This is a genomic window from Pseudomonas sp. MT92, from assembly GCF_058792515.1.
Window position 1 is genome coordinate 225,608 of record NZ_JBXAFA010000006.1, and the last position, 24,133, is coordinate 249,740.

Here is a 24,133-nt window from a genome sequence, read left to right on the forward strand (position 1 = left end):
ATGACTTTCACGACTACTCCTCGCCGTCTCGCTAAGACTTTTGCTCTTGTCGCTGGCATGAGCGTTCTGTCGATGCACGCCTTCGCCGGTGGCGACGCCGCACTCTACGGCCCGACCGCACCGAAAGGCTCGACCTTCGTACGGATCTACAACGCCAGCAACGCTGAAGTCAGCGCCACCGTCGGCAGCACCAGCCTGAGCGATGTCGCACCGCTGTCCAGCAGTGACTTCAGCTTCATGCCGGGCGGTGACTACAGCGCCAAGGTCGGTAGCCAGACACTGCCGGTGAAACTGGCCGGCGATCACTATTACACCCTGGTCAACAACGCCAGTGGCGCACCGCAATTGATCGAAGAGCCGCCGTTCAAGAACAAACAGAAATCCCTGGTTCGAGTACAGAACCTCAGCGACAAGGCACTGACCCTGAAGACCGCCGACGGCAAGACCGATGTGGTGCCCAACGTTGCGCCCAAAGGTCGTGGCGAACGTGAAATCAACCCGGTGAAAGTCAGCCTGGCGCTATACGATGGTGACAAGAAAGTCGGCGACTTAAAACCGGTCGCCCTGGAACGCGGTGAGGCCGCGGTGCTGTACGTCACCGGCAACGGCAGCAGCCTGTCGCCAGTCTGGGTGAAACGCCCGGTATCGACGCGCTAATGAATTTTTCCGGCTGACCAGGAACCCCGTAGGAGCGAGCCTGCTCGCGATGAACTCAAGGACACCGCGTTCATCCAGACAGCACGCGTTTTCGTTGACGTCCATCGCGAGCAAGGCTCGCTCCTACAAGGGACCCAGGTGTCAGCTGGGACACGGAACAAGAACAAGAGAGAAACGACACAGCGTTCGTAGCTCTAACCAAACGATTTTCAAGGAGTAACAACATGATTCCGGTGATCTTGTCAGGTGGTAGCGGCTCACGTCTTTGGCCGCTTTCCCGTAAGCAATTCCCGAAACAGTTCCTGGCCCTGACCGGCGAGCACACGCTGTTCCAGCAAACCCTGGAGCGCCTGGTGTTCGAAGGCATGGACACGCCGATCGTGGTCTGCAACAAGGACCACCGTTTCATCGTTAACGAGCAACTGACCGCGCGCAAACTGGAAACCCAGCGCATCCTGATGGAACCGTTCGGTCGCAACACCGCGCCGGCCGTGGCCCTGACCGCGATGATGCTGGTCAATGAAGGCCGCGACGAGTTGATGCTGGTGCTGCCCGCCGACCACGTGCTGGAAGACCAGAAAGCCCTGCAACGCGCCCTGGCGCTGGCCACGGTCGCCGCCGAAAACGGCGAAATGGTGCTGTTCGGCGTGCCGGCCACCAAACCGGAAACCGGTTACGGCTACATCAAGTCGACCAACGACTCGCTGCTGCCCGAAGGTGTCAGCCGCGTCTCGCACTTCGTCGAAAAACCCGACGTGAAACGCGCCACCGAGTTTGTCCAGTCCGGCGGTTATTTCTGGAACAGCGGCATGTTCCTGTTCCGCGCCAGCCGTTTCCTCGAAGAGCTGAAAAAGCACGACCCGGACATCTACGACACCTGCCTGCTGACCCTGGAACGCAGCCAGCAGGATGCCGACACTGTCGACATCGACGCCGCTACCTTCGCCTGCTGCCCGGACAACTCCATCGACTACTCGGTGATGGAAAAAACCCAGCGCGCCTGCGTCGTACCGTTGACCGCAGGCTGGAGCGATGTCGGCTGCTGGTCGTCGTTGTGGGAAGTGAACGAAAAAGACGCCAACGGCAACGTCACCAAAGGCGATGTGGTCATCCAGGACAGCCGCAACTGCATGATCCACGGCAACGGCAAACTGGTGTCGGTGATCGGCCTGGAAAACATCGTGGTCGTCGAAACCAAGGACGCCATGATGATCGCCCACAAGGACAAGGTCCAAGGCGTGAAGCAGATGGTCAACACCCTCAACGAACAGGGTCGCAGCGAAACCCAGAACCACTGCGAGGTCTATCGTCCGTGGGGCTCCTATGACTCGGTGGACATGGGCGGCCGGTTCCAGGTCAAGCACATCTCGGTCAAGCCGGGCGCGTGCCTGTCGCTGCAAATGCACCACCACCGCGCCGAGCACTGGATCGTGGTCAGCGGCACCGCTGAAGTGACCTGCGACGAGAACGTGTTCCTGCTCACCGAGAACCAGTCGACCTACATTCCGATTGCCTCGGTTCACCGTTTGCGCAACCCGGGCAAGATTCCACTGGAGATCATCGAGGTGCAATCGGGCAGTTATCTGGGCGAAGACGATATCGAGCGGTTTGAAGATATCTACGGTCGCTCCACCCCGATCGAGCGTGGCGTGTCGGTGAAGACCATCGCGCAGTAACCCTCGGAAAAACTCAAAGCCCCCGTCCAGCCCGCTGCGTTCCCCATCCGCAGCGGGTTGGGCTGGGGCTTCTTTTTTTTTGGCACTGAATAGTGTGGAGCCTCGGCTGGCCGCTTCGTCGGAATCCTGCCCATCGCCAACCTCACCTACGCTTAGGTAGGATGCTCCTCTCTGCTTCCGAGGTTTGCGCGTCATGTTCATCGGTGTCCTGCTCGTCATCACCTGGCTGATCCTGCTACTGCGCTATCCGGCCAAAGCGCTGCCCGTTTCCATGGCCGCCGCCGTGGGCCTGGGTATTGTCGCCACGTGGGTGATCTGGATGGACCACCGCGAGCTCAAGCAACTGGAGCGTCTTGAATTGCGCATCAGCTACGCACCGCAACACTGCCCCGCCGACCGGCCGCTGCAATTGACCCTGAACAATGGCAACGACGTGCCGCTGACCGAACTGCGCTGGCGTGTCGCCGCCTATGCGCCGGGCGACACGGTCAATCTCGCGGACAACCAGTACACCGCCCCACGCTACCGTGGCCCCGGCGAATTGCAGGCCGGTGGCAACTGGGAAGACTGTCTGCCGCTGCCGCCGTTGCGCCCCGGCTACCGCCCGGAAACCCTGGAATTTCGCGCCGAGCGCTTGCAGGGTAGTTTCTCCGACTGAGCCTTCCCCCCACTTTTTTGCACAAGGACCGCGCCATGCCCGTTGCGTTGATTACCGGATGTTCCAGCGGCATCGGCCGCGCCCTGGCCGATGTGTTCAAGGCTGCCGGCTACACAGTCTGGGCCAGCGCCCGTAAGCCTGAAGACGTGGCAGCCCTGACCGCCGCCGGTTTCACCGCCGTGCAACTGGACGTCAACGATGGCCAGGCGCTCGAACAGTTGAGCGAGCGCATCAACCAGCAACACGGTGGCCTCGACGTGCTGATCAACAACGCCGGTTATGGCGCCATGGGGCCGCTGCTCGATGGCGGTGTGCCGGCGATGCAGCGTCAGTTCGAAACCAATGTGTTCGCCATTGTCGGCGTGACCCGCGCACTGTTCCCGGTGTTACGCCGGGCCAAGGGCCTGGTGGTGAACATCGGCAGCGTCTCCGGCGTGTTGGTGACGCCATTCGCCGGCGCCTACTGTGCTTCGAAAGCGGCGGTACATGCCTTGAGCGATGCCTTGCGCATGGAACTGGCGCCGTTTGGCGTGCGGGTCATGGAGGTTCAGCCGGGCGCCATCGCGTCGAGTTTCGCCAAGAACGCGGGCCATGAAGCCGAACAACTGATCAGTGAGCAATCGCCGTGGTTTCCATTGCGCGAAGGTATCCGCGCCCGGGCCAGGGCCTCCCAGGACAATCCGACACCCGCCAGCGAATTTGCCGCCGGAGTAATCAAGGCTGTGCAGCAAGGCAAGCCGCCACGACTGTTACGCCTGGGCAATGGCAGCCGGGCGTTGCCGTTGATGGCCGGACTGTTACCCAAGGGCCTGCTGGAATCAGGCTTGATGAAGCGATTCGGATTGCGCGGGCAGCTTTAAGACCGGGTTATCGTTCTTCGCGGCCAAGCAGACTTTGAGGAAACACCATGACCGACTACACCGAATACTTCGACGAAGTGATCAAGGCCCACGTCGCCATCGAACAATGGTTGGCCGAAGAACGCGATGGGCGCGAACTTGAACAGTTGCTGACCCGTTTTTCGCCGCAATTCTCCATGGTTTCGCCATTGGGACGAGTGCTGGACTTTGCCGCGCTGAACGAGCTGTTCATGCTGGCCGGCGGCAAGAAGCTGGGTTTTCGTATCGAGTTGAGCGAATTTCGCGGCATTGCGCTGCATGACGGTGGCGCCACCGTCAGTTACCGCGAGCAGCAGACCGATGCGACGGGGCTGCATTCGGATCGCCGCTCGACCGTGGTGTTCGAGAAACAGGCGGACGGCAAGGTGCTGTGGCGACATCTACACGAGACGTTTAGCCAGGGCTGATCCCGGACTCGACGACAATCAACTGTAGGAGCGAGCTTGCTCGCGATGAAGGTCAACGATAACGCGTTCTTTCTGGATAAACGCGGCGCCCTTGATTCCATCGCGAGCAAGCTCGCTCCTACAATGGCTTCACCACCACCGTACAGGTAATCCCCGCCGCCAGCAGCACGCCTTCCGGCACTTCGTCGATGTGAATCCGCACCGGCACCCGTTGCGCCAGGCGCACCCAGTTGAAGGTCGGGTTCACGTCGGCGATCAACTCACGGCTTTCCGGGTTGTCGCGGTCGTAGATACCGCGCGAGATGCTTTCCACATGGCCCTTGAGCACTTCGCCGCTCATCAGTTGCATGTCGGCCTTATCGCCCACGCGCACATGGGGCAGCTTGGTTTCTTCGAAGAAGCCATAGACCCAGAACGAGTTCATGTCGACCACGGCCATTTTCGCCTCGCCGATGCGCGCGTAGTCGCCGCGATGCACGTTGAGGTTGGTCACATAACCGTCCACGGCGGCGCGGACTTCGGTGCGTTTGAGGTTCAGTTCGGCGGCTTCCAGTTGCGCCTGGGCCTGCTGGTAATCGGCCAGGGCCGAGTCGGCGAGGTTGCTGGCGTCGTCGCGGTTTTCCCTGGAGATCACCAGGTTGTCCATATCGGCCCGGCGATGGGCGTTGACCTTGCGCATCTCCCACGTGGCCTTGCGCGAAGCCACCAGCGACTGCGCCTGCTTGACCGCGAGGCGGTAGTGCTCGGGGTCGATCAGCATCAGCAGGTCACCCTTCTTCACCAACTGGTTGTCACGCACCGGCACGTCCACCACCTCGCCGGTGACGTCGGCGGCGACGTTGATGATGTCGGCGCGCACCCGGCCGTCGCGGGTCCATGGCGTCTCCATGTAGTGCACCCAGAGGGTCCGGCCGATCCATATCGCCAGAGCCAGTACCAGCAGGGTTGCAAGCAGGCTGAATAGCTTTTTCATCAAGGTGTTCTCAACGGTAGACAGTCAGCGCCAGGGCGCCGAACAGACAGGTAAACAGACTCAGGCGCAGCAACGCCGGGTGCCAGAAAAAACGGTACAGGTCGAACCCGGACAAGAAGCGGTCCAGCGCCCAGGCCAGCGCCGCCGCGATCAAAAACATCAGGGTCATGGTCGGCATGTACACGCCATGGAAGGCGATTTCACGAGGCATGTTCAAGTCCTTGGGGCTTGGCGGTGGCATGGTTGTAGCCGGCGAGCGGTGATTGCGGGTCCAGCAGCGAGGTGCGGATGAAGTGCAAGTAGCTCTTGACCCGACGCAACGCCGAGGTGTCGAAGTGCGGAGCGAAGGGTTCGTCGGTGGCTTGCACGCGACTGATCGCATGGTCGACCGCGATCAACGCACGCTCCAGATTGCTCTGGCCGGGTTGCAGGAACAGCCGCACCAGCGAACGCCCCATCACACGGATCGACTGGCGCCACGGCTGGGATTCGGCATAGGCGGGATGCACCGGCAGGACGGCTTGTTCCTTGCGCAGTTCGATGATCGCGTGCCCCACTTCCAGCACCACGAACATCCAGCGCAACAGGTTTCGCTGGACCTGCGGCTGCCCCGCCGCGAAGCCATAGGCCTGGTGCACCAGGTCGCGGGTGCGGCTTTCGAAACGCGAGGCCAGGCCCTTGAGTTTGCCGCTGATGGCATACACCACCTGGCCCCGCAGATCCTGCTCCAGTCGACGCCACAACCAACGGCTGTTGGGCGGCAGAATGATCGCCCCCGCCGCCGCGCACACCAGCATGCCCAGCACCATGGCGATGTAGTCGTTGATGAAGGTGTACGGGTTGTAGACCGTGAGATTGTCCGGCACCGAACCGGTACTGAAGAAGATCAGCAATCCCAGCCCTACCCCGACGTACTGCGGCCGCGAGGTGAGGAACGACCCCAGCACGATCACCGGGGCGAGCATCACACAGAGCAACGGAAACCCGTCGATCCGCGGAAAAATGAAAAACATCTCGACAAAGCCGATCAACGCCCCGAGGAAAGTGCCGCAAGCCATTTGGAATGACATGCGCTTGGGGTTCGGTGTGGCGGCGGAAAGGCCGACGGTGGCGGCGGCGATCAAGGTCATGGTCGCCCCGCTCGGCCACGCCGTGGCCACCCAATAGCTGCCCAGCACCACCAGAATGAAAGCAGCGCGAATCCCTGAGGCGGCCGATACCAGCCAACTGGTCTGCGGCGTGAACGGCTCGTCCCAGCGCTCCCGTTCGTGGCTATGATCGGCCAGCGACGCGTGGGTCTGTGCATAACTGTGCAGGTCATCGACGAAGCGATAGAGCAGTTCGTACGCCGTGTGGAAATCCAGTTGCTCGGCGTCGCTTGGCTGACTCTCCTGGAAAAGCGCCCGAAGGCTGCGTACCCGCGCCGGAAGCCCTTCCTTATAAGCACTCAGAGCCTTCACCAGACGCGCCGCATCGGCGTTGGTCAGGGCGCGGCCGCTGAAGCCGTCGAGCAATTCGGCCAGATCAATCAACCCCGGCTTGATCGCGGCCACCACTTGGTCCGCTGCGCTGCTGCGCAGGCGTTCCAGCAACTGGTGCAAAGCGTTGAAGCGGGTGGTGATGCCCATGAACTCGCTGTTCAGGCGACTGAGCCGGCCGTTGCGGCGGCGCATGTGCGGGTCTTCGAACATGGTGACGCTACGCAGCCCCTCCAGGCCCACGGCCTCGGCGATGAAACGCACGTTGCCGGCCTCGAACGCTTCGCGCTGACTGCGCCCACGCAAACCGTCGGTGACGAACAAGGCGAACACGCCGAAACGCTGGTAAAGGGCGTTGCGCATGGCGGCACCGGACGATTGCGGCAGGATCGCGGCACTGACCAGGGTCGAACAGAGGATCCCCAGGGAGATTTCCAGCACCCGCCAGACCGCCGCCATGAAGGCGCCGTCCGGATGGGCCAGCGCGGGCAAACCGACCATCGCCGCGGTGTAACCGGCCAATACGAAACCGTAGGCGCGAAAATTACGATAACGGGCCGCGCCGGCCGTGCAGATACCGACCCAGATCGCCAACGAACCGAGGAACAGTTCGGTGTTCTGCGCAAACAGGGCGATCAACGCGACCATCACCGACGACCCGGCCAGGGTGCCAAGGAACCGATAAAAACTCTTGGCGAACACATGACCGCTCTGCGGCTGCATGACGATGAACACCGTGATCATCGCGGTGCGCGGCTGCGGCAACTCCAGGCGCATGGCCAGCCACAGGGTCAGGAATGCGGCGATCAACACCTTGAAAATGTAGACCCAGGTCACGCCATCGCTGCGTGCCCAGTCGAAGAACCCCCGGCGCCATTCCAGGGAATACAGCCAGCGCAGAGGTGCGGGCAAGGGAGTCATGGAGTCCTGCTCACTTAGGAAAGTCTGGAAACAATTGAAGCCCTGTGGCGAGCGAGCTTGCTTGCGCCGGGCTGCAAAGCAGCCCCAAAACGCTGGCAGTCATTGCTGATGTTGTGAGCGCTGCGCACTCAAGCGCGAGCAAGCTCCCTCGCCACAAAGATGGCCTTGCCTGATGCATCCGGGTCATCTCAGCAGCCTCGGCGTTTTCGGCGCGGCGGTCTGACTGTCCTTGGGCACATCGTTACCGGCCCCCAGCCCACCGCCCAACGCCGTCACCAACTCGGCATGAGCACTCAGTCGCGCCGCCTGAACCTGTTGCTGCACTTGCTGCTGTTTGAACAACAAGGTCTGGGCATTGAGCACGTTGAGGTAATCGGTGAGCCCGCGTTGATAAGCGACCATTGCGATGTCGTAAGTCTTCTGCGCCGTCGCCACCGACTCGGCGGCAAACATTTGCTGCTTGTCCATGGACTCCCGGCGGATCAACTGATCGGAGATGTTCTTCAGCGCGTTGACCAGGGTCTGGTTGTACTTCGCCACGGCGATATCGTAACCGGCCGAGGCTTCACCCAGCTCCGCGCGCAATCGCCCGCCGTCAAAGATCGGCAAGGAAATCGCCGGGCCGACGCTGTAGTTGAGTTTCTTGCCGGTCAAAAACTCCAGCGCGCCACCGCCAGTGGCCATGTAGCCGAGGCTGCCGACCAGATCGACGTTGGGATAGAAACCGGCATGGGCAACATCGATACCGCGCGCCTGCGCCGCCACTTGCCAGCGACTGGCGACCACGTCCGGACGTTGACCGAGCAACTGCGCCGGCAACGATGATGGCAACTTCAGCGCCGCGCCCAACGACAGCGTCGGTCGCTGCAACTGCGCGCCCTCGCCAGGACCTTTACCGGCGAGCGCGGCCAATTGATTGCGGCTCAGGGCGATTTCTTCGTCCAGCGCATCGATCTGACGATGGGTTTCCGGCAGTGGCGTTTCGGCCTGGCTGACTTCGAAATGGGTGCCGATTCCGCCGTTCAAGCGCTTTTGCGCCAGCTCGAGGATCTGCTCTTGCTGCTTCAATGTGGCTTCGACAATGTCGCGCTGCGCGTAATGCAGCGAGAGTTCGATATAGACGCGCACGATGTTGTTCTGCAGTTCGAGCTGGGCCTGGCGCGCTTCGGCGACGGTCATGTGCGCCATGTCCACGGCGCGCTCGGTGGCATTGCTTTCACGGCCCCAGAGGTCGAGGGCGTAGCTGAAACCCAATGCGGCGTTGTTGTCCCAAGTGGTGGTGTTGGCCAGGTTACCGGGGCCATAGAACTGATCGGTCGGCCAATTGTGGCGCTTGAGGGTCGATTCGCCATTGATCTGCAGCGATTCGGCAGACTCGGCGAGGCCAGCCATGGATTTGGCCTGACGCACCCTCGCGGCGGCCATGGCCATGGTCGGACTGCCTTGCACGGCGAGGTCGATCCAGCGATTCAGTTGCGGGTCGCCATACGCCTGCCACCACTGTGCGGTGGGCCAATGCGCATCCTGAGCGGCGCTTTGGATGGCTTCGTCGGTGACCAGTGAATCGGCCTCCAGCGCCTTGCCCTGCGGGGCAATACCTCCGGTTCCGATGCAGCCGCTGATTGCCAGGGTTAAAGCCAAAACACTGAGCGGTTGAAGCGCTCTGCTAATGCGACGCGGCACTGCTGCGATTTCCTGAAATAGAGGAGGTAACGAGATCTGACAGGAGCCGGCTGCTGGCGATGCAGACACCCTGGAACATCGGGATGACAGCAGCGACGCATGCGCCAGCAAGCCGGCTCCTACAGTCCATACAATTCTATGGATGAGCCTTGGTCGCGATAAGCCGGAATTCCTGTGAATCTTTGTTACCGTTAACGCGATAATCCCTTGGTCGGGGTCTCAAATCCTGAAACTTCATGTCACAATTTGCCATCGAACCCGAGAGCCCCCCATGGACACATTGCAAAACATGCGCGCCTTCAGTTACGTGGCCGAAGCGGGAAGCTTCACCGCCGCCGCCGTACAACTGGACACCACCACGGCTAACGTCTCGCGCGCGGTCTCCAACCTGGAAGCCCACCTGCAAACCCGTCTTCTCAACCGCACGACCCGCCGCATCGCCCTCACCGAAGCCGGCAAGCGTTACCTGCTGCGCTGCGAGCAGATCCTGGCCTACGTCGAAGAAGCCGAAGCAGAGGCCAGCGACGCCCACGCGCGCCCGGCCGGGCAACTGAAGGTGCACACCATGACCGGCATCGGTCAGCACTTCGTGATCGACGCCATTGCCCGCTACCGCAAGACCCACCCGGACGTGACCTTCGACCTGACCATGGCCAACCGCGTACCGGACCTGCTCGACGAGGGCTACGACGTGTCCATCGTCCTGGCCAGCGAACTGCCGGACTCGGGTTTCGTCTCCCAACGCCTGGGCATCACCTTCAGTATCGTTTGCGCCTCCCCGGCCTACGTCAAAGCCAACGGTTGCGCGCAAAAACCCAGTGACCTGCTCAACCACGCCTGCCTGCGCCTGGTGAGCCCGGTGATCCCCCTGGAAAAATGGGCCTTCGACGGCCCGGACGGCCAGGAAATGGTCACCATCAACAGCTCGCCGTTTCTGGTGAACTCCGCCGACGCCATGAAAAGCGCGATCACCAGCGGCATGGGCGTCGGCGTGCTGCCGCTGTACGCAGCGATCGACGGCCTGCGCAACGGCACTCTGGTACGCGTGATGCCCAAATACCGCTCCCAGGAACTGAACCTGTACGCCATCTACCCTTCGCGGCAATACCTGGATGCAAAGATCAAGACCTGGGTCGAGTATTTGCGCGGATCGCTGCCGGAATTGTTGGCGGCACATCAAGTGGAACTGGCGGCTTATGAAATGAGCGGGAGCATGGCCGGGGCGCGAATGGCGAACTGAGCCTGCCAGAGACACACAATGCCCCCACGGGAAATGGCTGCGTAACCCTATTCCGCGTTCGACCAAGACCATGGGTAGGAGCGAGCCGGCTCGCGATGGACGTCAACGATGACGCGGGCTGTCTGAAGGCCCGCGTTGCCCGGACTTTCATCGCGAGCAGGGCCGCCAAGGTCAAACCAAACTGACAGCGCCGTCAGTTAGCAGTCACCTTCCTGACCGTCAAACAGGTTTATAAAGGAACGTAACGACCTACCGACCACCAGCCCTGGCGCCCCACTCGCATGCGAATCCAGCAAAAACCTGCCCTGCTCGTCGCCCTCCTGATCGTCCTGGCAGGGCTGGGCCTGTGGTATGCCAGCCAACCCGCCAAAACCAGACTCGCCGCCCCCACCGCCATCCCCGTACGCGTCGTCAGCGTCATCCAAAAAGACGTCCCCCGCTACGTCACCGGTATCGGCTCGGTCCTGTCCCTGCACAGCGTGGTGGTGCGCCCGCAAATCGACGGTATTCTCACCCAACTGCTGGTCAAGGAAGGCCAACTGGTGAACAAGGGCGACCTGCTGGCCACCATCGACGACCGCTCGATCCGCGCCAGCCTCGATCAGGCCAGGGCGCAACTGGGTGAGAGCCAGGCGCAACTGCAAGTGGCGCAGGTCAACCTCAAGCGCTACAAACTGCTGAGTGTCGACGACGGCGTCTCCAAACAGACCTACGACCAGCAACAGGCGCTGGTCAACCAGCTCAAGGCCACCGCCCAGGGCAACCAGGCCTCGATCGATGCGGCGCAAGTGCAACTGTCCTACACGCAGATTCGCTCCCCGGTCACCGGCCGCGTCGGGATTCGCACGGTGGACGAAGGCAACTTCCTGCGCATGACCGACGCTCAAGGGCTGTTTACCGTGACCCAGATCGATCCGATTGCCGTGGAATTCTCCCTGCCGCAGCAAATGCTGCCGACCCTGCAAGGCTTGATCGGCGATCCGGAGCGCGCCCAGGTGAAGGCCTACATCGGTGCCGATACCGAGGGTGAAACCGGCAACCTGCTGGGTGAAGGCCATCTGACCCTGATCGACAACCAGATCAATGCCAACACTGGGACCATTCGCGCCAAGGCTGAATTCAGCAACCCCGCGCAGAAGCTCTGGCCTGGCCTGCTGGTGACGGTCAAGATTCAGACAGCACTGGATAAAGATGCCCTGGTGGTTCCACCCACCGTCGTACAGCGTGGCCTTGACCAGCATTTCGTTTACCGGGTGAACGGCGACAAAGTCGAAACCGTTAGCGTGCAGATGGTGTCCCAAGGCAGTGGCCAGGACATCATCAAAGGCGTCAAGCCGGGCGATCTGCTGGTCAGCGACGGTCAGTCGCGGCTCAAGCCCGGGTCGACCGTGCAGGTCCTGACCGACCCGCCGCAAGTGGTCCAATCGGAATCGAAACCATGAAGGGCCACGGTTCGGTTTCGGCCTGGTGCATTGATCATCCGGTCGCGACAATCCTGCTGACCTTTGCCCTGGTCCTGCTCGGCGTGATCGCCTTCCCTCGACTGCCCATCGCGCCACTGCCGGAAGCAGAGTTCCCGACCATCCAGGTGGCGGCGCAATTGCCGGGCGCCAGCCCGGAAACCATGGCGTCGTCGGTGGCCACACCACTTGAAGTGCAATTCAGCGCCATCCCCGGCGTGACCCAGATGACCTCAAGCAGTGCCCTGGGCTCCACCAACCTGACCCTGCAATTCACCCTCGATAAAAGCATCGATACCGCCGCTCAAGAGGTTCAGGCCGCGATCAACACCGCCGCCGGCAAACTGCCCAAGGACATGCCGACCCTGCCGACCTGGCGCAAGGTCAACCCGGCCGACAGCCCGGTGCTGATCCTCAGCGTCAATTCGACCCAGATGCCCGGCACTGAACTCAGCGACCTGGTGGAAACCCTGCTTTCGCGTCAGATCAGCCAGATCGACGGCGTAGGCCAAATCAACATCACCGGTCAGCAACGTCCGGCGATTCGCGTCCAGGCATCGGCCGACAAGCTCGCCGCCATCGGTCTGACGCTGGCAGACATTCGTCTGGCCATCCAGCAAACCAGCCTCAACCTGGCCAAAGGCGCCCTGTATGGCGAGTCGAGCATTTCGACGCTGTCTACCAACGACCAGTTGTTTCACCCCGAGGAATACAGCCAGCTCATCGTTTCCTACAAGGACGGTGCCCCGGTTCATCTGAAGGATGTCGCCAACGTCGTCAACGGTTCGGAAGATGCTTACGTGCAGGCCTGGGCCGGGGACAAACCCGGCGTGAACCTGGTGATTTCCCGGCAACCGGGCGCCAACATCGTCGAGACCGTGGATCGCATCCAGGCCGCATTGCCCGCCCTCGAAGCCATGCTGCCGGCCTCGGTGCAGGTCAAAGTGTTGGTCGACCGCACCCAGACCATTCGCGCCTCGTTGCATGAAGTGGAAGTCACCCTGCTGATCGCCATCCTGCTGGTGGTCGCCGTGATGGCGCTGTTCCTGCGCCAATGGTCGGCGACGATGATTGTGTCGGCGGTGCTCGGGGTTTCACTGACGGCCAGTTTCGCCCTCATGTACATCATGGGCTTCAGCCTGAACAACCTGACGCTGGTGGCCATCGTAGTGGCCGTGGGATTTGTGGTCGACGATGCGATCGTGGTGGTGGAGAACATTCACCGACACCTCGAAGCCGGCGACGGCATGCGCGAAGCGGCGATCAAAGGCGCCGGCGAGATCGGTTTCACCGTGGTGTCGATCAGTTTCTCGCTGGTGGCGGCGTTCATTCCCCTGTTGTTCATGGGCGGCGTGGTCGGGCGACTGTTCAAGGAGTTCGCGTTGACCGCCACTTCGACCATCATGATTTCGGTGGTGGTGTCACTGACATTGGCCCCGACCCTGGCCGCGCTGTTCATGCGCGCCCCCGCGCATCATGCCCACAGCACACCGACCTTCGGTGATCGTTTGCTGGCCCTCTATGAAAAAGGCCTGCGCCGCGCCCTGGCGCATCAGAAATTGATGATCGGGGTGTTCGGCCTGTCCCTCGGGCTGGCGATTGCCGGATACATTTTCATCCCCAAAGGTTTCTTCCCGGTGCAGGACACCGGTTTCGTCCTCGGCACCACCGAGGCGGCTGCGGATATTTCCTACAGCGACATGGTGAAAAAACACCTGGCGATGGCTGAAATCGTCGCGGCAGACCCGGCGGTCGCGGCCTTTTCCCACTCGGTCGGGGTGTCGGGCAGTAACCAGACCATCGCCAACGGACGCTTCTGGATTTCCCTGAAAAAACGCAGTGATCGCGATGTTTCGGCCAGTCAGTTCATCGACCGGATTCGCCCGCAACTGATGAAAGTACCGGGCATCGTGCTGTACCTGCGCGCCGGACAGGACATCAACCTCAGTTCCGGCCCGAGCCGCGCCCAGTACCAATACGTACTCAAGAGCAACGACGGCGCGGTCCTGAGCACCTGGACCCAGCGCCTGACGGAAAAGCTGCGTGGCAACCCGGCATTCCGCGATGTGTCCAACGACCTGCAACTGGGCGGCAGCATCACCCATATCACGATCGACCGCAGCGCGGCGGCACGTTTCGGCCTGACCGCCAGCGATGTCGACGAGGCACTGTACGACGCCTTCGGCCAGCGCCAGATCAACGAATTCCAGACCCAGATCAACCAGTACAACGTGATCCTGGAACTGGACACCAAGCAACGTGGCAAGGCGGAAAGCCTCAACTATTTCTACCTGCGCTCCCCCCTGAGCGGCGAGATGGTGCCGTTGTCAGCATTGGCGAAATTCGATGCGCCGACCGTTGGGCCGCTGTCCATCGCCCATGACGGGATGTTCCCGGCGGCCAACCTGTCGTTCAACCTGGCGCCCGGTGTGGCGTTGGGCGATGCGGTGATCATGCTCAACCAGGCCAAGGTCGACATCGGCATGCCCGTGGCCATCAGCGGTAATTTCCAGGGCGCGGCCCAGGCATTCCAGAGTTCCCTGGCCAGCCAGCCATGGTTGATCCTGGCGGCGCTGGTGGCGGTGTACATCATTCTCGGTGTGCTCTATGAAAGCTTCGTGCATCCACTGACGATCATCTCGACCCTGCCCTCGGCGGGCCTGGGTGCGGTGATCATGCTGTGGATTTGCGGTCAGGACTTTTCGATCATGGCGCTGATCGGCCTAGTGCTGCTGATCGGTATCGTGAAGAAGAACGGCATCCTGATGATCGACTTCGCCCTCGAAGCGCAGCGCAAAGGTGGCTTGCCACCGGAAGAAGCGATCTTCCAGGCCTGCATCACGAGGTTCCGGCCGATCATCATGACCACCCTTGCAGCCCTGCTCGGCGCCTTGCCACTGATGCTCGGCTACGGCACCGGCGCCGAACTGCGCCAACCCCTGGGGATTGCGGTCGTTGGCGGTTTGCTGGTGAGCCAGGCGCTGACGCTGTTCACCACGCCGGTCATATACTTGTGGCTTGAGCGGTTATTTCATAGACCCAAACCTTCGCCCGTACCGGCGCTGGCAACCACAGACTGAGGCGGGTCATGCGCGTTCTGATTATCGAAGACGAAGAAAAAACCGCGGATTATCTGCACCGCGGCCTGACGGAACAGGGATACACCGTGGACCTGGCACGCGATGGCGTGGAAGGCCTGCACCTGGCGCTGGAAAGCGACTATGCGGTGATCGTCCTCGACGTGATGCTGCCGGGCCTCGACGGCTTCGGCGTCCTGCGCGCCCTGCGTGCGCGCAAGCAAACGCCGGTGATCATGCTCACCGCCCGTGAGCGTGTCGAAGACCGGATCAAGGGCCTGCGCGACGGTGCCGATGATTACCTCGGCAAGCCGTTTTCCTTCCTGGAACTGGTGGCGCGCCTGCAAGCGCTGACCCGGCGCAGCGGTGGCCATGAACCGGTGCAAGTGAGCATCGCCGACCTGTGGATAGATTTGATCAGCCGCAAGGCCACCCGCGCCGGTACGCGCCTGGACCTGACCGCCAAAGAGTTCTCGCTGCTCAGCGTGCTGGCCCGCCGACAAGGGGAAATCCTCTCGAAAACGGCGATCGCCGAGATGGTCTGGGACATCAATTTCGACAGCGACGCCAACGTCGTCGAAGTCGCGATCAAACGTCTGCGGGCCAAGCTCGACGGGCCGTTCGAAGAGAAACTGCTGCACACCATTCGTGGCATGGGTTATGTGCTGGAGAGCCGTGGTGTCCAGTAACTCGATCGCCCTGCGCCTGAGCGGCATGTTCACGCTGGTGGCGCTATTGGTGTTCCTGTTGATCGGCTGGGCGCTGTATCAGCAGGTGGATAAAGGCTTGGGATTGTTGCCCGAAGCCGAACTGGATGCGCGCTACAGCGTGCTTGAGTCCACCGTCGGCCGCTATGGCACGCCCGAGCACTGGGTGAAGATCAACAACAAGCTCAAGCTGCTCGGCGAAGAGGACAAGCGCATCAGCTTCTGGATCACCAGTGGCGATCCGCACTACGAATACGGCAACCTCACCCCGCAGATCCGCGCCTTCGCCCAAGGGCCGCTGGGCATGCGCGACCTGCAACTGCCGGATCAGCCTTATCCACTGAAAGTGCTGGTCAGTGAATTCCCGGCCAAGGATCAGCGCCCGCCGCTGCGCTTCATGATCGGCATCGACACCGAGACGTTTTTCCAGACTCAACACCACTTGCTGGTTGCCCTGATCAGCCTGGCGATTATCGGGGTGCTGCTGGCGTCGGCGCTGGGTTACTGGGTGGCGCGAATCGGCCTCAAACCCTTGATCAAGCTGTCCCAGGAAGCTCAGCGCCTGGCCCCGCCATTGCGCTCGGGGCGTCTGCAAATGTCGTCTTTGCCGCCCGAACTGAATCAGTTCGTCAACTCGTTCAACTCCACGCTGGAACGGGTCGAGCAGGCCTACTCGCGCCTTGAGTCATTCAATGCCGACGTCGCCCACGAACTGCGCTCGCCGCTGACCAACCTGATCGGCCAGACCCAGGTTGCGCTGACCCGCGGTCGTTCGGCCGAGCATTATTTCGAGGTGCTGCAATCGAATCTCGAAGAGCTGGAGCGACTGCGTTCGATCATCAACGACATGCTGTTCCTCGCCAGCGCCGACCAAGGCAGCAAGGCGACCAAATTGACCTCCACCTCATTGGCGGACGAAGTGGCGACGACCCTGGAATACCTGGATTTCATTCTTGAGGATGCCCAGGTTCAGGTGCAGGTCAGCGGCGATGCGCAGGTGCAAATCGAGATCGCGCATCTGCGGCGGGCGTTGATCAATCTGCTGAGCAACGCAGTGCAACACACCCAGCCCGGGCAGGTCATTCAGGTAATGATCGAGGCCGAAGAGCATCTGGTCAGCATTGGCGTGGCCAACCCTGGCTCGCCCATCGCCAGCGAGCACTTGCCGCGTTTGTTCGAGCGTTTCTACCGTGTCGATGCTTCGCGCAGCAACAGCGGCAATAACCATGGATTGGGGTTGGCGATCGTCAAGGCGATTGCCCTGATGCATGGCGGCGATGTGTTCGTGCGCAGCGACCATGGGATGAATACCTTCGGGATTCACCTGCCTGTCTGACGCCCTATCCCTGTGGCGAGCGAGCTTGCTCCGGGCGGCGTTCCGCCAAACTCCTTCTTCACAAAGTCCTGGTGTCTTCAGGAACACGAACTATTGCTTAATACGCAATAGTCCTTTCTTGAATCAGGTCTGTTTCTCGGCGCTCAAGATCCTTATCTTTGCCCGCACTAAATAGCACTTGCCAAGCAAGAAGGTTTTAAAGATGTCCAACAGTATGGGTATTGCCAGCGCTTTCGTTTTGTCCTCTTTGTTCGTGTCTCCGTTCGCCATGGCTGAAGAGTCGCACGCCTTCGTCGCACAAAATTCCGCACGCGCCGCAGCGTTTGAAGAGCATCAGGGCGAAATGACCGCCAAAGCCCAGAAAGCCAACCAGGCCCCTCAAGCAGCGAGTTCCAAGACCCAGCCTGAAGCCCGGAAAGACAGCTGATTGCTGCGCGCCACACCTCTTTCCCTCGACGCTTTTCATCGGCTCTTCCCTTTGAAAAGTTGTCTTCAAAGCCGCTGCTATCAGCGGCTTTTTTTCGTCGCGTTATTTAAACGACACGCTCGATTTCTTCTGTAAGCGACGTCTTCCACCGCAAAAATACTAACGTTCAACCTGGACCAGGGCGCTTGGCTGCACGTGCATTTCCCATTCGGTTTCAATCCGTCATTCATTACAGTCACTGCAACGATGGCGACTATTGCCTACAGGACGATGCGCCGGCCATCGAAGGTTCGAGTTTGAATTTCAATGTTCGTCATTGTCTTTTAAGCGTCAACAAGCAAAAGGCCAGCACGTTTTGCTGGCCTTTTTTTTGTCTGGGATTTATATAGTCGCTCTGAATGTCACCGGTTTCTGAGACTCTGCCTTACTCTCGAAAAACTTCAAAATGGCCCCTTAGCAGAAGTCAGAACCATGAGTGTGAGCAGTACGCCATCTCAACCACCGACCCGGTCAATACAGTCTGAGTGGTTTCTGGTGATCAGCAGTTTGTTGCTGGTAACGGCGATATTGAGCATTGTCGCCTTCCTGCTGATCCGTGAACGCGGCAATGCACAAGAATCCGCCACGCGTGCTGCCTCCAATATCGTGCAGTTGATCGATGCAGATGTACTGCGCAACGTCGAACTCTATGATCTGACATTGCAAGGCCTGATCGCTGCATCCCGCCGCGACGACCTCAAGGCGGTTTCTCCAACCATACGTCATTTGGCCTTGTTCGACCGCTCCACTGCCGTGCCCTACAAGGGCGACATTCTGTTGCTTGATGCGCAGGCAAATGTGATCGCGGACTCCGCGTCAGTGCAACCACGCAATGGCAATTATACCGACCGCGAATACTTTCAATCCCACGTCAACAACCCGGACCTGGGGATGTTCATCAGCCGCCCCTTCCGCTCCCGACATGCCGGGCATGAGTGGCGCATCAGTTTCAGCCGCCGACTCAGCGGCGAACAGGGCGAATTCCTCGGCGTCGCTGAAGCGGCAATGCGCCTGAGCTACTTCGACCAATTGTTCAGCAGTCTGAACATCGGGCGTAACAGTTCGGTGAATCTGATCAGCAAGGACGGGATTCTTCTGGCCCAGGAGCCACGTCTGATGGACGAACTGGTCGGCAAGGATTTCAGTAATCGCCCCAACTTCCAGCGCATTGTCAGAGAAGGCGATGGCAGTTTCACCGGCATCTCAAGCCTCACCCATGATGAACGCTTGTACACATTCTCCAAGGTGGGCGACTTGCCATTGATTGTCATCGTCGCGCAGTCCAGCAATGAGGTGTTTGCGTCATGGAGACGCACTGCAATCGTGGTCAGCCTGGCGACCCTTGCACTGTGCATCAGCCTGCTCTGGCTGACCTGGTTGCTCTGCCGGGAACTGCGTCTGCGCCGACAGGCCGAGAAAGAACTGGCGCAACTGGCCACCACCGATGGCCTGACCGGCGTGGCCAATCGGCGGATGCTCGATCAAACCCTGCGCCACGAGTGGTTCCGCGCCCAACGTTCGGGTGAACCGTTGTCGGTGATGATGATCGATGCGGATCATTTCAAGGCGTTCAATGATCGGTATGGGCATCAGGCCGGGGATCGGGCATTGCGCGAGCTGGCCAAGGTCGTCGTTTCGAACGTGCGGCGCCCGGCGGATCTGGTGGCGCGTTATGGTGGCGAAGAGTTCTCGGTGATCCTCGCCGACACCAACGTTGCCGGTGCGCGGCAGATTGCCGAGCATATTCGTGCGGCGGTGGAGCAGATGCCCAAGGTCGAGGGCGCAGAGGTGGCAATGACCGTGAGCATCGGCATCAGCACCTGGACGACTGCGAGTGAGATGACGCTGGAGCAGCTGTTGTTTGCGGCGGACAAAGCGTTGTATCAGGCCAAGGAAGGTGGGCGCAACCGGGTGGTGGCGACTGACTGATGGTGGTTTTGCTCTTCCAGGCAATGCAAACCCTGTGGGCATAAAAAAAGGCCACCCAAAGGTGGCCTTCAAAAAACTAGAGAGGTTTTTTACTTACACGGCCGCAACAGGACGCATGTAAGAGATCGGTGCAGTGCTGGCGTCTTCGAAAGTCACGACTTCCCAAGCATCTGTCTGCTCAATCAACTTGCGCAGCAGCTGGTTGTTCAATGCATGTCCGGACTTGAAGCCCTTGAACTCACCAATCAGGCTATTGCCCAACAGGTAGAGGTCACCAATTGCATCGAGGATTTTGTGCTTCACGAATTCGTCTTCATAGCGAAGGCCGTCTTCGTTCAGTACACCATCCGCGTCGACCACAATAGCGTTTTCAACGCTGCCGCCGAGTGCGAGGTTGTGCTTGCGCAGGTACTCGATGTCACTCATGAAACCAAAGGTACGGGCGCGGCTGACTTCTTTTACGAACGAAGTGCTGGAAAAATCCACGCTTGCACTTTGTGTGCGGTCACGGAAAACCGGGTGATCAAAATCGATCTCGAAGCTCACCTTGAAGCCTTCGAAAGGGACGAAAGTGGCGCGCTTGTCGCCGTCTTCCACTGTCACTTCCCGCAGGATACGGATGAACTTCTTGGCGGCGTCCTGTTCTTCCAGGCCAGCCGACTGAATCAGAAATACGAAGGGTCCAGCGCTACCATCCATGATCGGGACTTCGGACGCGGAGAGCTCGACGTAGGCGTTATCGATGCCCAGGCCAGCCATGGCCGAGAGCAAGTGCTCCACCGTATCCACTTTGGTGTCACCGTTGACCAAGGTGGTCGACATCGTGGTTTCACCAACGTTTTCCGCGCGGGCAGGGATCTGCACCGCAGGGTCCAGGTCGGCACGAACAAACACGATGCCGGTGTCGACAGGCGCAGGCTTGAGGGTCAGATAGACCTTTTCCCCGGAGTGCAGACCTACACCTGTGGCACGGATAATATTTTTCAGTGTGCGTTGTTTAATCATGGCTTGGGCCGCTTCAGCGCAAATTGCGAACTGGTATCAACAAAGGCTGGCGATGATAGCAGACCACGCCTTTGCTGAACACCAATCACCTTCATAGCCCTGATACATTTCATCAATCGGCCTGACGACGCAGGAATGCCGGGATATCCAGGTAGTCCAGATCATCTTGCGGATTCATCTTCGCGGCAGTCGCAGCACCGGCCTGAGCCTGGTTGCGCATGACGGTCGGACGGTCCAGGTCACGGTAGTTCACCGCTGGAGCTTCCTGACGAGCAGGGGCTTGCTGTTGTGGCTGCGAAGCCATCGAGGTGTGAACGGTATTGTCGATGACCTTCACAGGCTTCTCGATTTTTGCGCCCAGACCAGTGGCAACCACAGTCACGTGCAACTCGTCGCGCATGTCCGGATCGATAACGGTACCGACCTTGACCATTGCGTGCTCGGAAGCGAAGGCTTCGATGATGCTACCCACGTCGGAGTACTCACCCAGGGACAGGTCAGGACCGGCGGTGATGTTCACCAGGATGCCGCGTGCACCTTGCAGGTTCACGTCTTCGAGCAACGGGTTGCGAATGGCGGCTTCAGTCGCCTCACGCGCACGGTTCGGACCGCTGGCGCAGCCTGTGCCCATCATCGCCATGCCCATTTCGCTCATTACGGTACGTACGTCGGCGAAGTCGACGTTGATCATGCCCGGACGCTTGATGATGTCGGAGATACCGCGAACGGCACCGGCCAGTACATCGTCAGCCTTGGCGAAAGCCGACAGCAGGCTGGCGTCTTTACCGAGGATGGTCAGCAGCTTCTCGTTGGGAATGGTAATCAACGAGTCGACGCTTTCGGAAAGCAGACGGATGCCTTCATCGGCGATCTGCATGCGCTTGCGACCTTCGAACGGGAACGGACGGGTCACCACCGCAACGGTGAGGATCCCCATTTCCTTGGCCACTTCAGCAATGATCGGCGCAGCACCGGTACCGGTACCACCGCCCATGCCAGTGGTGATGAACACCATGTTGGTGCCCTGCAGGACTTCGGCAATGCGCTCACGATCTTCGAGAGCGGCCTGACGACCTACTTCAGGGTTGGCGCCAGCGCCCAGACCCTTGGTCACGCCGGTACCCAGTTGAAGGATGGTCCGTGCGCCAATGCTTTTCAGCGCCTGGGCATCAGTGTTGGCGCAGATGAACTCAACGCCTTCAATGTTGCTCTTGACCATGTGATTCACGGCGTTGCCGCCGCCACCGCCAACACCGATAACTTTAATAACCGGGCTTGCGGGGATGTTGTCTACGAGTTCGAACATTTTCCCTCTCCTTTACGTTCTCTAGTTTTTTCGCCTACTGCTTTTGCTGCCTGCCGCTTTACCACTTTGCTCTGCTCTTGCCGCTTGAAGCTTGTGGCTTGAAGCTGCTTTTAGAAATTGCCCTGGACCCAGCTCTTGATGCGATCGAGCAAGGCGCCTTTCGGTTCTTCGTTGCTGTAGCTGTCGCGGCTGCCGATGCCCGAGAACGAAATGCCGTCGGATTGCTTCTGCAGGCCGTACATCAACAGGCCGACGCCCGTTGAATAGATCGGGTTGCGGACCACGTCATCCAGGCCTTTGACGCCATGCGGCACGCCCAGGCGCACCGGCATGTGGAAGATTTCCTCAGCCAGTTCGGTGGCGCCTTCCATTTTCGACGTACCACCGGTCAGCACGATGCCGGCCGGGATCAGGTCTTCGTAGCCACTGCGGCGCAGCTCGGCCTGGATCAGCGTGAACAGTTCGTCGTAACGCGGCTCGACCACTTCGGCCAGGGCCTGACGGGACAGTTCGCGTGGTGGACGGTCGCCAACGCTTGGCACCTTGATGGTTTCACCGGCGCCAGCCAGTTTGGCCAGGGCGCAGGCGTAGCGGATCTTGATTTCTTCGGCGTACTGGGTCGGGGTGCGCAACGCCATCGCGATGTCGTTGGTCACCTGATCGCCCGCAATCGGGATCACCGCGGTGTGCCGGATCGCGCCTTCGGTAAAGATGGCGATGTCGGTGGTGCCGCCGCCGATGTCGACCAGGCATACGCCCAGTTCTTTCTCGTCGTCGGTCAGTACCGAGTAGGCCGAAGCCAGTTGCTCGAGAATGATGTCGTCAATTTCCAGACCGCAGCGGCGCACGCACTTTTCAATGTTCTGTGCGGCGTTGACGGCGCAGGTGACCACATGAACCTTGGCTTCCAGACGCACGCCGGACATGCCCAATGGCTCGCGGACACCTTCCTGGTTATCGATCACGTAATCCTGCGGCAGGGTGTGCAGCACACGCTGATCAGCCGGGATTGCCACGGCCTGGGCAGCGTCGAGTACGCGCTCGAGGTCGGCGGAGCTGACTTCGCGATCACGAATCGCCACGATGCCGTGGGAGTTCAGGCTGCGGATATGATTGCCCGCCACACCGACGAAGGCCGAATGAATGCGGCAGCCCGCCATCAGCTGTGCTTCTTCGATCGCGCGCTGGATCGACTGCACGGTGGACTCGATGTTCACCACCACGCCTTTCTTCAGGCCACGGGACGGATGGGTACCGATCCCGACGATTTCCAGCGTGCCGTCGTCCGCAACCTCGCCTACCAGCGCCACCACCTTGGAGGTGCCGATATCGAGACCGACGATCATTTTGCCGCTTTGCACGTTTGCCATGGGTCCTGCCTCTTCTTAATTCTTCGCGACAGCGGGTTGGGCTGTCGTGGGCGCTACAGGTTCCCGCCAGCCAACAGCGAGGCCGTTGGCATAGCGCAGATCGATGCGCGCAATGTTCGTAATCTGTTCTTTGAGCGTCTTGTCATAGATGGCAATGAAGCGGCGCATCTTTTCCACCAGGTTGCCGCGTCCCAGCAACAGTTCGATACCGGGGCCCGAACTGCCGGGGCCGGTGGTCAGGAACCAGCTGCCACGCTCACGCAGCTCCAGGCGTGCAATCGAAAAGCCCAGCGGCCTGAGCATCTGGCTCAACACCTGGTATTGCTGCATCACTTGCTGTTGAGCCCGTTGTGGACCAAACAGCTGAGGCAAGTGTTCGTAGTTCGCCAACTCGCGCGGAGTAAACGCCTGACCCTGGTTGTTCAACAGCGACTCGTCGCCCCAGCGGGCCACCGGCAGTTGCTCTTCCAGGCGGATCACCACTTGATCCGGCCACACCCGACGCACTTCGGCGTGGGCAATCCATGGCATTTGTTCCAGCTCGGTGCGCATGCTTGCCAGGTCGATGGTGAAGAAGCTCGACGCCACGTACGGGGCGATCCGCTGCTGCACGGCTTGCTGGCTGATATAACTCAAGTCGCCCTGCACGTTGATCTTGGTGATCGGCCGGTCGGCGTACGGCAATAAACGCTGCGCGCCTTCGTAAGTGCCGAAACCCAATGCAACCAGCAGTACCGGCCAGAACAACGCTTTGAGAAAACCGAAGTTGGCTTTCGGCAGGCGCACGGACATCGGCTCTTTGGCCACCATTCGGCTGGCACCCCGCGGCACCGGCTTGCGGCCGGGAGCGGGTGGCTGATGTCTTAGCTGTGCGCCTTGCATGGT

Annotated in this window: 20 protein-coding genes; 12 read left to right on the forward strand and 8 right to left on the reverse strand. The window is 60.4% G+C overall.

The features are described 5' to 3' along the window. From AC1Q6D_RS13645 to AC1Q6D_RS13665, 5 genes are all read left to right on the forward strand, one after another. On the forward strand, positions 1-657 hold the full coding sequence (locus AC1Q6D_RS13645) for an alginate O-acetyltransferase AlgF (protein ID WP_103406160.1): 657 nt from the start codon (positions 1-3) through the stop codon (positions 655-657). Between the two features lie 224 nt (positions 658-881). Next, positions 882-2,333 carry a mannose-1-phosphate guanylyltransferase/mannose-6-phosphate isomerase gene (locus tag AC1Q6D_RS13650; RefSeq protein WP_103406162.1) on the forward strand — a complete coding sequence of 484 codons (1,452 nt, stop codon included), beginning with the start codon at positions 882-884 and terminating at the stop codon, positions 2,331-2,333. A 193-nt stretch (positions 2,334-2,526) separates the two neighbouring features. Then, positions 2,527-2,991 (forward strand): hypothetical protein, encoded by a 465-nt coding sequence (locus tag AC1Q6D_RS13655; protein WP_047532900.1) that lies wholly within the window; start codon positions 2,527-2,529, stop codon positions 2,989-2,991. A 35-nt stretch (positions 2,992-3,026) separates the two neighbouring features. After that, entirely contained in the window at positions 3,027-3,851 is an 825-nt protein-coding gene (locus AC1Q6D_RS13660) for an SDR family oxidoreductase (protein WP_103406163.1), read from the forward strand. A gap of 47 nt (positions 3,852-3,898) precedes the next feature. Then, positions 3,899-4,297, forward strand: coding sequence for a DUF4440 domain-containing protein (locus AC1Q6D_RS13665; protein WP_103406164.1), 399 nt, complete (start codon positions 3,899-3,901; stop codon positions 4,295-4,297). Positions 4,298-4,415: 118 nt separating this feature from the next. Here the strand turns inward: AC1Q6D_RS13665 and AC1Q6D_RS13670 are convergent, their stop codons facing one another. The 4 genes from AC1Q6D_RS13670 to AC1Q6D_RS13685 all read right to left on the reverse strand — a co-directional run bounded on the left by AC1Q6D_RS13670 (position 4,416) and on the right by AC1Q6D_RS13685 (position 9,352). Then, positions 4,416-5,270 carry an efflux RND transporter periplasmic adaptor subunit gene (locus AC1Q6D_RS13670; RefSeq protein WP_047532912.1) on the reverse strand — a complete coding sequence of 285 codons (855 nt, stop codon included), beginning with the start codon at positions 5,268-5,270 and terminating at the stop codon, positions 4,416-4,418. 10 nt (positions 5,271-5,280) lie between these two features. Beyond that, positions 5,281-5,481, reverse strand: coding sequence for a DUF1656 domain-containing protein (locus AC1Q6D_RS13675; RefSeq protein ID WP_047532914.1), 201 nt, complete (start codon positions 5,479-5,481; stop codon positions 5,281-5,283). After that, positions 5,471-7,669 carry an FUSC family protein gene (locus AC1Q6D_RS13680; RefSeq protein ID WP_103406165.1) on the reverse strand — a complete coding sequence of 733 codons (2,199 nt, stop codon included), beginning with the start codon at positions 7,667-7,669 and terminating at the stop codon, positions 5,471-5,473. The genes AC1Q6D_RS13675 and AC1Q6D_RS13680 overlap by 11 nt, the downstream gene beginning before the upstream one ends. Positions 7,670-7,852: 183 nt before the next feature. After that, complete coding sequence (locus AC1Q6D_RS13685; protein ID WP_047532917.1) at positions 7,853-9,352, reverse strand: efflux transporter outer membrane subunit; 1,500 nt, start codon at positions 9,350-9,352, stop codon at positions 7,853-7,855. A gap of 271 nt (positions 9,353-9,623) precedes the next feature. On the opposite strand from AC1Q6D_RS13685, the gene AC1Q6D_RS13690 reads away from it, so the two are divergent. The 7 genes from AC1Q6D_RS13690 (at position 9,624) to AC1Q6D_RS13720 (ending at position 19,567) form a co-directional block, all read left to right on the forward strand. Next, positions 9,624-10,592 (forward strand): LysR family transcriptional regulator, encoded by a 969-nt coding sequence (locus AC1Q6D_RS13690; RefSeq protein WP_047532920.1) that lies wholly within the window; start codon positions 9,624-9,626, stop codon positions 10,590-10,592. 281 nt (positions 10,593-10,873) lie between these two features. After that, complete coding sequence (locus tag AC1Q6D_RS13695; RefSeq protein ID WP_103406166.1) at positions 10,874-12,034, forward strand: efflux RND transporter periplasmic adaptor subunit; 1,161 nt, start codon at positions 10,874-10,876, stop codon at positions 12,032-12,034. Next, positions 12,031-15,132 (forward strand): multidrug efflux RND transporter permease subunit, encoded by a 3,102-nt coding sequence (locus AC1Q6D_RS13700; protein WP_103406167.1) that lies wholly within the window; start codon positions 12,031-12,033, stop codon positions 15,130-15,132. The genes AC1Q6D_RS13695 and AC1Q6D_RS13700 overlap by 4 nt, the downstream gene beginning before the upstream one ends. A gap of 8 nt (positions 15,133-15,140) precedes the next feature. After that, complete coding sequence (locus AC1Q6D_RS13705) at positions 15,141-15,818, forward strand: heavy metal response regulator transcription factor (protein WP_033056445.1); 678 nt, start codon at positions 15,141-15,143, stop codon at positions 15,816-15,818. Then, positions 15,808-17,172, forward strand: coding sequence for a heavy metal sensor histidine kinase (locus tag AC1Q6D_RS13710; RefSeq protein WP_103406169.1), 1,365 nt, complete (start codon positions 15,808-15,810; stop codon positions 17,170-17,172). The genes AC1Q6D_RS13705 and AC1Q6D_RS13710 overlap by 11 nt, the downstream gene beginning before the upstream one ends. A gap of 202 nt (positions 17,173-17,374) precedes the next feature. Next, complete coding sequence (locus tag AC1Q6D_RS13715) at positions 17,375-17,599, forward strand: hypothetical protein (protein ID WP_047532933.1); 225 nt, start codon at positions 17,375-17,377, stop codon at positions 17,597-17,599. A 471-nt stretch (positions 17,600-18,070) separates the two neighbouring features. Continuing rightward, positions 18,071-19,567, forward strand: coding sequence for a sensor domain-containing diguanylate cyclase (locus AC1Q6D_RS13720; RefSeq protein ID WP_103406170.1), 1,497 nt, complete (start codon positions 18,071-18,073; stop codon positions 19,565-19,567). 93 nt (positions 19,568-19,660) lie between these two features. Here the strand turns inward: AC1Q6D_RS13720 and lpxC are convergent, their stop codons facing one another. The 4 genes from lpxC to AC1Q6D_RS13740 form a co-directional block, all read right to left on the reverse strand. Further along, positions 19,661-20,572 carry a UDP-3-O-acyl-N-acetylglucosamine deacetylase gene (gene lpxC, locus AC1Q6D_RS13725; protein ID WP_034149517.1) on the reverse strand — a complete coding sequence of 304 codons (912 nt, stop codon included), beginning with the start codon at positions 20,570-20,572 and terminating at the stop codon, positions 19,661-19,663. 112 nt (positions 20,573-20,684) lie between these two features. Next, complete coding sequence (ftsZ, locus tag AC1Q6D_RS13730) at positions 20,685-21,878, reverse strand: cell division protein FtsZ (RefSeq protein ID WP_047532942.1); 1,194 nt, start codon at positions 21,876-21,878, stop codon at positions 20,685-20,687. A 110-nt stretch (positions 21,879-21,988) separates the two neighbouring features. Next, positions 21,989-23,248: a cell division protein FtsA gene (gene ftsA, locus AC1Q6D_RS13735; RefSeq protein WP_047532946.1), complete on the reverse strand. Its 1,260-nt coding sequence runs from the start codon at positions 23,246-23,248 to the stop codon at positions 21,989-21,991. Positions 23,249-23,263: 15 nt separating this feature from the next. After that, the gene (locus AC1Q6D_RS13740) at positions 23,264-24,130 is read right to left on the reverse strand and encodes a cell division protein FtsQ/DivIB (RefSeq protein WP_103406171.1); all 867 of its coding nucleotides are present in this window, start codon (positions 24,128-24,130) and stop codon (positions 23,264-23,266) included. Positions 24,131-24,133 lie beyond the last annotated feature (3 nt).